This window comes from Amycolatopsis sp. lyj-346 (genome assembly GCF_046548975.1).
GTDB lineage: Bacteria > Actinomycetota > Actinomycetes > Mycobacteriales > Pseudonocardiaceae > Amycolatopsis.
Genome location: NZ_JAJPWT010000021.1, coordinates 24,083 through 35,835, shown reverse-complemented (window position 1 = coordinate 35,835; position 11,753 = coordinate 24,083). Strand labels below are relative to the sequence as shown.

General features: G+C 73.1%; 12 protein-coding genes. 2 read left to right on the top strand and 10 right to left on the bottom strand.

From position 1 onward, the window contains the following. Positions 1-73: 73 nt before the first annotated feature. From ACLJQE_RS40020 to ACLJQE_RS39995, 6 genes are all read right to left on the bottom strand, one after another. The gene (locus ACLJQE_RS40020) at positions 74-952 is read right to left on the bottom strand and encodes a branched-chain amino acid ABC transporter permease (RefSeq protein ID WP_410644858.1); all 879 of its coding nucleotides are present in this window, start codon (positions 950-952) and stop codon (positions 74-76) included. After that, positions 949-1,761, bottom strand: coding sequence for an ABC transporter ATP-binding protein (locus tag ACLJQE_RS40015; protein WP_410644857.1), 813 nt, complete (start codon positions 1,759-1,761; stop codon positions 949-951). The genes ACLJQE_RS40020 and ACLJQE_RS40015 overlap by 4 nt, the downstream gene beginning before the upstream one ends. After that, positions 1,749-2,558 (bottom strand): ABC transporter ATP-binding protein, encoded by an 810-nt coding sequence (locus tag ACLJQE_RS40010; RefSeq protein WP_410644856.1) that lies wholly within the window; start codon positions 2,556-2,558, stop codon positions 1,749-1,751. The genes ACLJQE_RS40015 and ACLJQE_RS40010 overlap by 13 nt, the downstream gene beginning before the upstream one ends. Positions 2,559-2,676: 118 nt before the next feature. Beyond that, the gene (locus ACLJQE_RS40005) at positions 2,677-3,495 is read right to left on the bottom strand and encodes a PHP domain-containing protein (RefSeq protein ID WP_410644855.1); all 819 of its coding nucleotides are present in this window, start codon (positions 3,493-3,495) and stop codon (positions 2,677-2,679) included. A gap of 13 nt (positions 3,496-3,508) precedes the next feature. After that, complete coding sequence (locus tag ACLJQE_RS40000) at positions 3,509-4,132, bottom strand: response regulator (protein WP_410644854.1); 624 nt, start codon at positions 4,130-4,132, stop codon at positions 3,509-3,511. Next, positions 4,129-5,268, bottom strand: coding sequence for a GAF domain-containing protein (locus ACLJQE_RS39995; protein ID WP_410644853.1), 1,140 nt, complete (start codon positions 5,266-5,268; stop codon positions 4,129-4,131). Before ACLJQE_RS39995 ends, ACLJQE_RS40000 begins: the two co-directional genes overlap by 4 nt. 84 nt (positions 5,269-5,352) lie before the next feature. Between ACLJQE_RS39995 and ACLJQE_RS39990 the strand changes: the two genes are divergently transcribed. After that, positions 5,353-8,088: an FAD-binding and (Fe-S)-binding domain-containing protein gene (locus tag ACLJQE_RS39990; protein ID WP_410644852.1), complete on the top strand. Its 2,736-nt coding sequence runs from the start codon at positions 5,353-5,355 to the stop codon at positions 8,086-8,088. Here the strand turns inward: ACLJQE_RS39990 and ACLJQE_RS39985 are convergent, their stop codons facing one another. The 4 genes from ACLJQE_RS39985 to ACLJQE_RS39970 are packed head-to-tail and all read right to left on the bottom strand — an operon-like array spanning position 8,089 to position 10,383. Further along, positions 8,089-8,652, bottom strand: a complete 564-nt coding sequence (locus ACLJQE_RS39985; protein ID WP_410644851.1) for a TetR/AcrR family transcriptional regulator — start codon at positions 8,650-8,652, stop codon at positions 8,089-8,091. 47 nt (positions 8,653-8,699) lie between these two features. Then, a complete protein-coding gene (locus ACLJQE_RS39980) occupies positions 8,700-8,897 on the bottom strand; it encodes a ferredoxin (protein ID WP_410644991.1) in 198 nt (65 codons plus the stop codon). A gap of 2 nt (positions 8,898-8,899) precedes the next feature. Further along, positions 8,900-10,114 (bottom strand): cytochrome P450, encoded by a 1,215-nt coding sequence (locus ACLJQE_RS39975; protein WP_410644850.1) that lies wholly within the window; start codon positions 10,112-10,114, stop codon positions 8,900-8,902. Further along, positions 10,111-10,383, bottom strand: coding sequence for a hypothetical protein (locus ACLJQE_RS39970; RefSeq protein ID WP_410644849.1), 273 nt, complete (start codon positions 10,381-10,383; stop codon positions 10,111-10,113). The genes ACLJQE_RS39975 and ACLJQE_RS39970 overlap by 4 nt, the downstream gene beginning before the upstream one ends. A gap of 167 nt (positions 10,384-10,550) precedes the next feature. Here ACLJQE_RS39970 and ACLJQE_RS39965 point away from each other — a divergent pair, with 167 nt between their 5' ends. Beyond that, the gene (locus ACLJQE_RS39965; RefSeq protein ID WP_410644848.1) at positions 10,551-11,741 is read left to right on the top strand and encodes a cytochrome P450; all 1,191 of its coding nucleotides are present in this window, start codon (positions 10,551-10,553) and stop codon (positions 11,739-11,741) included. The last annotated feature ends 12 nt before the right edge of the window (positions 11,742-11,753 follow it).

The following is an 11,753-nucleotide window of genomic DNA, read 5'->3' as shown; positions in this document are numbered from 1 at the left end:
CCGCGCCGGGCCACGCCGCGGGCGCGCCGGGGTGTCCACTTCGGACTTGGTGGCGGCTTCGGAAACGGCTTGGTCAGACACGCGTTCGCTCCCTCGTGCCGAACAGCCCGGACGGCCGTACCACCAGGACCACCAGCATCACCAGGAACACCGCGCTCTTGGAGAAGTCGAACGAGACGTACTCCGCCGACAGCGCCTCCACGAGGCCGACGACCAGGCCGCCGACCACCGCACCCGCCGTCGAGTCGAGGCCGCCGAGGATCGCCGCGGGGAACGCCGCCAGCGCGATCGAGTGCGTCCCGCGCGAAAGCCCGGCGCCGGAGAAGTCCTGCGTCGCGATGAAGAGCACGGCCACCCCGGCCAGCAGCCCGGCGACCACCCACGCGGTCGCGGTGACCCGGGAGCTGCGGATGCCCATCAACGCGGCGGCTTCGCGGTTCTCCGCCTGCGCCCGCATGGCCACGCCCCAGTTCGAGTACTTGAAGGCCAGCCAGAACGCCGTGATCAGGACGGCGGCCACGCCGAGCGCGACCAGCTGCGTGCGGAACAGGGTGATCCCGCCGAGCTGGAACGGCTTGGCGTCCCACGCGTCGCCGAGGAAGGGCAGCGTGACGCCGAGGCGGCGCACGATCTCCTCGGTGACGATCACGTCGACGCCGATGGTGAGCAGGGCGAGGCTGTTCGCGTCGGCGTGCCGGGAGCGCGACAGCAGCAGCCGCTCCACCAGCAGGCCGAGCAGCCCGGCCGAGACGATGCCGACGAGCGACGCGCCGGCCCAGCCCAGCGCGTCCTTCGTCACGACGACGAGGTAGCCGCCGAAGAGCACCAGCGAGCCGTGCGCGAAGTTGACCACCTCGGTGGCCTTGAAGATGATCACGAACCCCAGTGCGAGCAACGCGAACACCGCGCCCTTGCCGAGGCCGTTCACCACGAGCTGCAGGAAAGTGTTCACGCCGCCTCCGTGCCCAGGTAGGCCTTGATGACGTCCGGGTCGGACTGGACCTGCGCCGGGGTGCCGTCGGCGATGCGCCTGCCGAAGTCGAGCACGGTGACGCGGTCGGCGATGCCCATCACCAGGCCCATGTCGTGCTCGACGAGCAGGATCGAGATGCCGAGCTCCGCCCGGATCCCGCTGATGGTGCCGGCCAGCTCGGCGGTCTCGGCCGCGTTCATCCCGGCCGCGGGCTCGTCGAGCAGCAGCAGCACCGGCTCGACGGCGAGCGCGCGGGCGAGGTCGACGCGCTTGACGACGCCGTAGGGCAGCGCGCCGGCCGGGGCGTCGACGACCGCGCCGAGCCCGAGGAACGCGCAGATCTCGCGGGCGCGTTCGGCGTGCCTGCGTTCGGCGCGGACCGTCCACGGCAGCCGCAGCCCTGCTTCGAGGAACCCGCCGCGGGTCAGCGCGTGCCTGGCGAGCATGACGTTGTCCAGCACGGTCGAGCCGGGGGAGAGGGCGGCGTTCTGGAACGACCGCCCGACGCCGAGGCCGGCGAGCTTGTGCGGCGCGAGCCCGGTGAGGTCGGTGTCCCCGAGCCGGACGCGGCCCGCGTTCGCCCGGTAAAGGCCGCTGATCACGTTGAAGCAGCTGGATTTCCCGGCGCCGTTCGGCCCGATCAGCGCGTGCAGCGAGCCGGGGGCGACGGTGAAGCTCACCTCGTCGAGCGCCCGGATCCCGCCGAACCGGAGGGAGACGTCCTCGACGCACAGCTTTTCGGGGGCGCGAGGCGAAGCCTCGGTTGCCGGCGGCGTCATCCGGCCCACCTCGACAGGCTCCGGCCCGCCAGGCGGGCGCGCGCGGTCTCCGCTTCGGCGTCGGCGGTCTCCTGCGACTCGGCGTGCCCGCCGAGGTAGAGCCGCTGGACGTCCTGGCTGGCGGCGAGCTCGGCCGCCGTCCCGGCCAGCGCCACCCGGCCGACTTCCAGCACCACGGCGTGGTCGGCGACGTTCAGCGCCATCACGGCGTTCTGCTCGACCAGCACCACGGCGGTGCCCTGGTCGTGGATCTCGCGGACGGTCCGGCCGATCTGCTCGACGATCTTCGGCGCGAGCCCCAGCGACGGCTCGTCGAGCAGCAGCAGCTTCGGCGCGGCCATCAGCGCCCGGCCGATGGCCAGCATCTGCTGCTCACCGCCGGACAGCAGGCCCGCGCGCTGCTTGGCGCGTTCGGTGAGGACGGGGAACAGCGCGCCGACCCGCTTGCGGGCGGCGGCCCGGTCCGCGGCGGTGCGGGCTCCGATGCCGCCGGCCCGCAGGTTCTCCTCCACGGTCATCCGCGCGAACACCTGCCGCCCTTCGGGCACGCCGACGACGCCGAGCCGCACGATCCGGGCGGGGTCGAGCTTGCCGAGCGCGTGGCCGGCGTAGCGGATCTCGCCCTCGTCGATCGAGCCGCGGTGCATCCGGAGGGTGCCGGAAACGGCCCTGAGCAAAGTGGACTTCCCGGCACCGTTGCTGCCCAGCACGGCCAGCACGCCGTCGGCGGGGACGTCGAGGTCGATCCCGTGCAGGGCGGCCGTCGACCGGCCGTACCGCACCCGCAGGCCACGCACGGTCAGCACGAACTCACTCCAGGACGCAAGAGGCCTCCTCCACTCGTGTGACGTGAGTCACCGTCAGTGGCGGTCATCCTGCGTTCGGCGGGAGTGATCCGATACCCCCACCTGGAGAGGTAGGCGGCTACGAAACGGACACGGCGGCCTCCCGCAGAGCCGCGAACACCTCGGCCGAGGTCGTGCACTCGCCGAGCCGGACGGGCTTGCGGTCACCGTGGAAGTCGCTCGAGCCCGTCGCGAGCAACCCCAGGTCGGCGGCCACTTCCCGGAGGCGGTCCCGGACCGCCGGTGGCTGCTCGGGGTGGTCCACCTCGACACCGGCGAGCCCGGCTGACGCGAGGGCCGCCAGCTGCGCGTCCGAGACCGAAGCACGCCGCTTGACCGAGCGCGGGTGGGCCAGCACCGCCACCCCGCCCGCCGCGCGGACCAGCCGGATCGCGTCCACTGTGGACAAGACGTGCTTGGGCACGTCGGCGCGGCCGCCGTCGGCGATCCAGCCGGACGTGAAGGCGTCGGTGACGCCCACCGCGGCCAGCGCCGCGGCGATGTGCGGACGGCCCAGCGGCGCGCCCGCGGCGATCGTCTCGACCTGAGCCAGGGTGATCGGCGCGCCGAGTTCCCGGCAGCGCTCGACCATCCGCACGGCACGACGATTGCGGTCGGTGCGGATCAGCTCCAGCTCGGCCGCCAGCGCCGCGTGGCCGGGATCGACGAAGAGGCCGAGCAGGTGCACCTCCGCGTCGTCGAGCCGGCAGGAGATCTCGACGCCGGGGACGATTTCCACCCCGGCGGAAGCCGCGGAAGCCGCGGCCAAGCCCGCGAAGGTGTCGTGGTCGGTGAGGGCGAGCACCGTCAGCCCGGCTTCGGCGGCCAGCCGCGGGAGCGAAGCAGGTGGAGTCGTCCCGTCGGAGGCCGTGCTGTGCGCGTGCAGGTCGATCGTCACCCGGCCGAGGATCTCACAGCAGCCCGGCCTCGCTGGCCTTCCCGATCGCTTCGACGCGGTTGCGTGCGCCCAGCTTGTGCAGTGCCGACTGCAGGTACGTCTTCACCGTGTTGCGGGCCAGGCCCGTCGACTCCGCGATCTCCGGGTTCGTCTGGCCCTGCGCGGCCAGCCGCAGGACTTCGTACTCGCGGCGGGTCAGGCCGCTGCGGGCCAGCGCGTCCGAGCGCTGCCCGGCGTCGGGGACGATCCGCGGGTCGACGACGCGCTCGCCGCGCAGGACCCGGCGCAGCTCGGTGACCAGCTGCGCACCGGCGGCGTCCTTGAGCAGGCAGCCGTGCGCACCCGACTCCAGGGCCGCCAGCACGCCCTGGTGGTCGCCGTGCGCGGTGAACACCACGATCTTGCCCTCGGGGTGGACCCGGCGCAGCTCGGTCACCACCTCCGGGGCGAGCATGTCCGGCAGCCGCAGGTCGAGCAGGATCAGGTCCGGGGCCAGCGAAGCCACCCGCTCGATCGCCAGCCGCCCGGACTCCGCCGAACCGACCACGTTCAGGCACGGGTCCGAGCGCAGCAGCAGCGTCACGCCGTCGCGGACCACCGGGTGGTCGTCGACGACGAAGACGCTCGCGGGGGTCACGGCCGCACCAGCGGCACCCACGCGCGCAGGGTGCAGCCGTCGTCGTCGTCGCGGACCAGGCTGAGCCGGCCGCCCAGCCGGGCCGCGCGCCCGGTCAGCGTCCGCAGGCCCATGCCGGTGCCCGGGGCGGTCCCGGTGCCGGTGCCGTCGTCGGCGACGACCACCTGGACCCCGTCGTCGCTCGGCAGCAGGCTGACGATCACCGAGGACGCCCGTGCGTGCTTCTCGACGTTCAGCAGCCCCTCGCGGACCGCCGCCACCAGGAGCGCGGTGCGTTCGGCGTCCAGCGGCGGCACCGCCGCGAGCTGCACGAACCGCGCCGGGACGCCGCAGCGCGCCTGGAACGAACGGCAGTGCTCGGCCAGCTCGACCGGCAGCGCCCGCTCCGGGCTGCACTCCGACAGCGCCAGCAGCGATTCCCGCAACGCGCCCGCGGCCGCCGAGACGTCGCCCTCCAGCCGCCGCAGCCGCGCCTCCAGGCCGGGGTTCCCGTGGAAGTCTTCGTGCAGGTCCCGCACCTGGACGCCGATGGAGAACAGCAGCGCGCCGACGGAGTCGTGCAGCGCGCTCTGCATCCGCAGGCGCTCGCCCGCCACCGCGGCCGTGCGGTCGGTCTCGGCGACCTTCGCCAGGTGCAACGCCGTCCCGGCCTCGCGCGCGACCTCTTCCATCCGCCGGACGGCGTCGTCGCCGAAGTCGGCAGGCTCGCGCATGGCCGCGTAGGCGACGGCGACGGTCTCGCCGCGCGCGACGATCGGGACGGCGAGCATGGCGGCCAGGCCTTCGCCGCGCACCTGGGCGTCGAACTGGTGGGTGATGGCCGGCGAGCTGACGTAGTCGGAGACCTTCACTGGACGGCCCAGCGCCAGCACCCGGCCACCGATACCCTGGCCGACCGGCACCTCGAGGTCCTGCAGCGAGTTCGTCCGGGTGCCGGACATCCAGCGGATCACGGCCAGCTCGGGCCGGTCGAGCTCGGCGACGAACCCGGCCTTCGCCCCGACGGTCTCCCGGATCAGGCGCGCGGTCCCGTGCAGCGCGGCGACGCGGTCGAGCGTGCCGAGCAGCTTCTCGCGCTCGCGCAGCAGCTCGCCCAGCACCGCGCTGTACTCGGCGACGTGCTCCTTTGCCGTCACGCGATCACGATCGCACACCGGGTGTGGTTCCGGACATACCCGGCTGGAGAGGTACGGCGGCCTCCGGTCGACTTGAATGGGGGTGTGGAGATCCTCACCGACGCCGCCACGCTCGCCCTGTACACCACCGACGCGTCCAACTACCGCCACGTGCCCCGCGGCGTGGTGCTGCCGGAGACCGTCGACGACGTCGTCGCGGCGGTCGCCGAGGCCCGCGCCCGCGACCTGCCGGTGGTCGCGCGCGGCGGCGGAACGAGCGTCGCCGGGAACGCGTGCGGGCCGGGGCTGGTGATCGACACCTCGCGCCACCTCGGCGGGGTGCTCTCACTGGACCCCCGGGCGCGGCTCGCGCGGGTGCTGCCCGGCACGGTGCTCGACGACCTGCAGGCGGTCGCGGCCCCGCACGGCCTGCGGTTCGGCCCGGACCCGTCGACGCACAGCCGCTGCACGCTCGGCGGGATGATCGGCAACAACGCTTGCGGCTCGCATTCGGTGGCGTGGGGGCGCACGGTCGACGTCGTCCGCTCGCTGGAGGTGCTGCTCTACGACGGCACGCGGCTGCGGGTGGGCCCGGACGAGCCTGCGGAAGGCCGGATCTTCGACGAGCTGCGCGCGCTGGTGCGCGACAACCTGGCGTTGCTGCGCAAGGAACTCTCGACGTGGCCACGCCGGGTGTCCGGCTACGGGCTCGAACACCTGCTGCCGGAGAACGGCTTCGACGTCGCCAAGGCGCTCGTCGGCAGCGAAGGCACCTGCGTGACCGTCCTCGAAGCGACCGTTTCCCTCGCCGAACTGCCCCGGCAGCGGGTGCTGGCGGTACTGGGGTTCCCGTCCGACATTGCGGCGGCGGACGCGGTGCCGTCGATCCTGCCGTGGTCGCCGCTGACCGTCGAAGGCGTGGACGCCGAGCTCGTCGCGATGCTGCCCGGGCGGGCCGGCGACCTGCCGCCGGGCGGGGCGTGGCTGTTCGTCGAACTGGCCGGCGACGACCCGGCTGCACGGGCCCGCGCGCTGGCCGCGTCCCTCGACCTGACCGGCTTCGCGATCGTCGACGACCCGGCCGCGCAACGCGGGCTGTGGCGCATCCGCGAGGAAGGCGCCGGGCTCGCGACGCGGCTCGCCGACGGTTCGGAGGCGTGGCCCGGCTGGGAGGACGCCGCCGTCCCGCCCGAGCGGCTCGGCGCGTACCTGCGCGAGTTCAAGGACCTCATGCGGGCGCACGGGCGCCGCAGCGTCGTCTACGGCCACTACGGCGAAGGCTGCCTGCACCTGCGGCTGGACTTCGACCTGCTGTCTTCGGGCGGGGTCGCGGATTTCCGGCGCTTCCTGGAGGAGGCCGCGGACCTCGTCGCCGCGCACGGCGGCTCGCTGTCGGGCGAGCACGGCGACGGCCAGGCGCGGTCCGAACTGCTGTCCCGGATGTACAGCCCGGAGATGATGGCCGTCTTCGCCCGGTTCAAGGCGATCTTCGACCCGGCCGGGCGGATGAACCCGGGCATCCTGGTCGCGCCGCGGCCGGTCGACGCCGACCTGCGCGTCCGGGCCACCTCGCCGTCCTTCGAGGACAGCGTCTTCCTCGGTTACCCGGAGGACCGCGGGAGTTTCGGCCAGGCGATGCGGCGCTGCGTCGGGGTCGGGAAGTGCCGCAACACCAGTGGCGGCGGCGTGATGTGCCCGAGCTACCGGGCGACCCGCGAAGAGAAGCATTCGACCCGCGGGCGCGCGCACCTGCTCGCCGAGATGATCAACGGCGAGGTCGTCACGGACGGCTGGCGCTCGGCCGAAGTGCGCGACGCCCTGGATTTGTGCCTGTCCTGCAAGGGCTGCCTGTCGGACTGCCCGGTCGACGTCGACATGGCGACCTACAAGGCGGAGTTCCTGCACCAGCACTACCGGCGGCGGCTGCGGCCGGCGTCGCACTACTCGATGGGCTGGCTGCCGCTGTGGCTGCGGCTGAGTTCGCGGCTGCCGCGGCTGGCCAACGCCGTCGGGCGGTCCCGCTTGGCGGGCTTGGTGAAACGGCTGGGCGGGATCGCGCCGGAGCGTTCGCTGCCGTCCTTCGCCCCCTCCCCGTTCACCCGCACCCGGGCGGACCTCCGGCGGAGGGCGTCGGGGGAGCGTCGCGTGGTGCTGTGGCCGGACTCGTTCAACAACCACCTGACGCCGTCGGTGCTCGACGCCGCGTGGGAAGTCCTGACCGCGGCGGGCTACGACGTCGTGCTGCCGGACCGCGGAGTCTGTTGTGGACTGACGTGGGTGTCGACGGGCCAGCTCGGCGTCGCGCGCCGCGTCCTGGACCGGACGCTTTCCGTGCTGGCGCCGTACCTGGCGGACGGTTACGAGGTCGCGGGCCTGGAACCCAGCTGCACGGCGCTGTTCCGCGGCGACCTGCCCGCGCTCATGCCGGGCGACGAGCGTGCTTCTCTGCTGGCTGCGCGGACGTTCACGTTCGCCGAACTGCTGGCGCGGGCACCGATCCCGTTCGCCGCGCTCGACGTCGACGCGATCACGCAGGTGCACTGCCACCAGCACGCGGTGCTGGGCTTCGACGCCGACGAGTCGGCGCTCGCGGCGGCCGGGGTGCGCAACACGACGCTCGACTCCGGCTGTTGCGGCCTGGCCGGCAACTTCGGCTTCGAGCGCGGCCACTACGACGTCTCGAAGGCGGTGGCGGAGGACCGGATGCTGCCCGCGATCCGCGCGGCCTCCCCGGAGACGGTGGTGGTGTCGGACGGCTTCAGCTGCCGGACGCAGATCGCCCAGGAGTCGGGCCGGACGGCGGTGCACCTGGCGGAGCTGCTGCGGCGGGCGCTGCCGTGATCATTCGGCGCGTTCCAGCAGCGTCCGGACAGCGGTGAGGACGAGCCGGACGACGGCGTCGGGGTCGGCACCGGCCAGCGGCTGCCTGCCGGTGAGCTCGCGGACCACCCCGATGCCCATCAGCCAGGCCAGCGCGAGGTCCGCGCGCAGCTCGGCGTCCGGGGCGTCGCTCAGTGTGGCCAGGATCCGGGCGTACTCGTCGCCGATCTCCTCGCGCAGCACCGCCCCGACGTCGCCGCTGCCCGACGAGCGCAGGTATGTCTCCAGCGTCCGGTTCCGGTCGCCGCCGGGCTCGAGCATGCTGCGCAGCGACGCGCTGAGCAGCCGCTCGGGCGGGTGGGCTTCGAGGTGCTCGCGCCCGCTGCGGGCGATGACCTCCTCGAACAGCGCTTCCTTGCTGCCGAAGTAGCGGAAGAGCAGCGCCTGGTTGACCCCGGCCAGGTCGGCGATGTCCCGCACGGTCGTCCGGTCGAAGCCGCGCTCGGCGAACAGCTTCGCGCCGGCGTCGAGCAACGCCTGCCGCGTCGCGGCCGCGTCCCGCTTCCGGCCCGGCTGTTCGGTCATCGGTGCAGGTTAACCGCCCGGACCGGGCCGGGCCGGAGCGCGGCGGCTTACGCGCCGGAAACCCGGATCGCCGCGGCCGGGCAGGTCAGTTCCGCCTGCCGGACCGCGTCCTCCGCACCGGCGGGCGGCTCGGCCGCGAGGAGGACGACCGTGCCATCGTCGTCGTTCTGGTCGAACGTCTCCGGAGCGAGCAGCACGCACTGGCCGGACGAGACGCAGCTTCCCGTGTCGACGCTGATCTTCACGCTCACCACTCCACGGGCACGCACTCGACGCCACCGGCCACGCGGTTGGTGCGGACCGGGATCTCGTCGAGCCCGACGGCGAGCCGCAGGCCGGGGAAGCGGCGGAACAGCTTCGGGAACACCGTCCGCAGCTCGGTGCGCGCGAGGTTGGCGCCGATGCAGACGTGGGCGCCGGTGCCGAAGGCGAGGTGCACGTTCGGCGTCCGGTCCGGGTCGAACCCGTCCGGGTCGGCGAACACCGACGCGTCCCGGTTGGCCGCGTCGCTGGAGATCAGCACGGCGTCACCGCGCATGATCCGCGTCCCGGCGATCTCGACGTCCTCGTGCGCGTACCGCAGCAGACCGGTGCCGCTGGTCGCGGTCAGCCGCAGGATCTCCTCGACGGTCTGGTTGACCTGGCCCTCCGGGTCGGCGGCGAAGCGGTCGCGGCGCGCGGTGTCACTGAGCAGGAACAGCGTGCCCATCGCGATGCGCGTCGACGTCGTCTCGTGGCCGGCGAACAGCAGGCCGGCGCCCAGCCGGGCCAGGTCCTCGCCGGTGAAGGCCGGGTCTTCGGCCTGGAACGCGACCAGGTCGGAGATGACGTCGGGCTGCGGGTCCACGCGCTTGGCGTCGGCCAGCTTCGTCATGTACGCCATGAACTCCGCCATCGCCGCCTGGGCGTCTTCGCCGCCGTCCATCACGGCGATCCGTTCGGACAGCCCGCGGAAGTGTTCCCGGTCGGTGTACGGCACGCCGAGCAGCTCGCAGATCACCAGCACCGGCAGCGGGAAGGCGAGGAAATCGGTGAGGTCGACCGGACGGCCGGGATTCGCGTCGCGCGCGGCCTCCAGTTCGTCGAGGCAGCGGTCGGTCAGCTCCGCGATGTGGTCGCCGAGGGCACGCATGCGCGGCGCGGAGAACGCGGGCGCCAGCATCCGGCGCATCCGCTTGTGCTCGCGCTCCTCGGTCTCGAAGTCGCCGCTCGGGCCGTCCTGCACCGCGGCGTAGGAGATCCGCGACGCCTGTTCCGGCGCCGGGTGCGACCGGCCGAAGCGGCGGTCGCGGAAGACCTCCTTGGCCTCCTCGTAGGACGTCACCAGCCAGGCCGGGTCGCCGGCTGGGGTGAGCACCCGGGTCACCGGCGCCCGCCGCCGGAGGGTCTCGTAGTCCGGGGCGATCGCGAGCGCGTCCGCGCGGGCGAAGGGGAGTCGAGGCAGCTCTTCGGTGGTGGTCATGCGTTTTCCCTCGGATCGGTGGTGAGGCCGGCGAGCCAGCGGAGCTCGGCGTCGAACTTCCCGAGCACGTGGTGCAGCGCGGCGCGGCTCCACGGATCGGCTTGCCGGGCGGCCAGCCCGGTGAGCCGGGCGCGCTCGGCGTCCAGTGCGGTTCTGCGGATCTCGAGCACACGTGCTCGTTCTTCGGGGCGCAGCCAGGCGAAGTTCCCGACGCGGGCGAGGAACTCCGGCTCGTTGAGCGCCTGATCGGCCGGGAAGTCCGCGAGCACGTCGTGCAGCAGCTCCCGGCCGACCTCGGCAATGGCTCATGGTGACAAGTGGACGGAAACTTTCCGTTATGTGTGACTCTGCGTGGTTTGATTGGCGCTCGACGTGAGTGCGCGGGCTGTGTAGCGTTGTAAGCAGCTGCTTACTGCCTGGAGCACGGGGGTTCCGCATGACCGCCACCCACACCGAACCACTCGCGTACCCCTTCAACGAGGACGCCGGGCTCGACCTGAACGAGGCGTACGCGGCCGCCCGCGAAGCCGACGGCATGGTCCGGGTGAAGATGATCTACGGGGAGCCGGCGTGGCTGGCCACCCGCTACGCCGACGCCCGGCTGGTGCTGGGCGACCGCCGGTTCTCGCGGGCGATGGAGAAGGAAAAGGACGCCCCGCGCCTCTCGCCGGTGGTGCGCGACGGCGGCATCCTGCAGATGGACCCACCCGACCACACGCGGCTGCGGACGCTGGTCGCGAAGGCGTTCACCATGCGCCGCGTCGAGCTGCTCCGGCCGCGCGTCGCCGCACTCGCGACCGAGCTCGTCGTGGCCATGAAGGCGGCCGGGCCACCCGCGGACCTCGTCGACGCCTACGCGTTGCCGATCCCGGTCGCGGTGATCTGCGAGCTGCTCGGCGTCCCGGTCGCCGACCGGCCGAAGTTCCGCGCGTGGAGCGACGCGGCGCTGTCCACGAGCGGGCTGACCCCGGAGGAGTTCGAGCGCAACCGAGAAGAGCTGCGCGACTACATGCGCGGCCTGATCGCCGAGCACCGCGCGCGGCCACAGGACGACCTGATGACGGCGCTGATCGAGGCCCGCGACGTCCGCGACCGGCTGACCGAGCTGGAGCTGGTCGACCTGTGCGTCGGCATCCTCGTCGCCGGGCACGAAACGACCGCGAGCCAGATCCCGAACTTCGTCTACGCGCTGCTGGACCAGCACGCGCAGTGGGAGCGGCTGTGCGCGGACCCGGACCTGATCCCGGCCGCGGTCGAGGAACTGCTGCGGTTCGTGCCGCTGGGTGCCGGCGCGGGATTCCCGCGCTACGCCACCGAAGACGTCACGGTCGGCGGCGTGCTGGTCAAGGCGGGGGAGCCGGTGCTGGTCGCGGTCGGCGCGGCCAACCGCGACGGGCTGCAGTTCGACGACGCGGACAAGCTGCGCTTCGACCGCCCGGAGAACCACCACCTCGGCTTCGGCCACGGCGTTCACCACTGCCTCGGTGCGCCACTGGCCCGGCTGGAACTGCAGGAGGCGCTGCGCGCGTTGGTCACCGGAATGCCGGGGTTGCACCTCGACGGCGATATCGTGTGGAAGACGCAGATGCTCGTCCGCGGACCGCGGTCGATGCCGATCGGATGGTGACTCGGAAGGTGG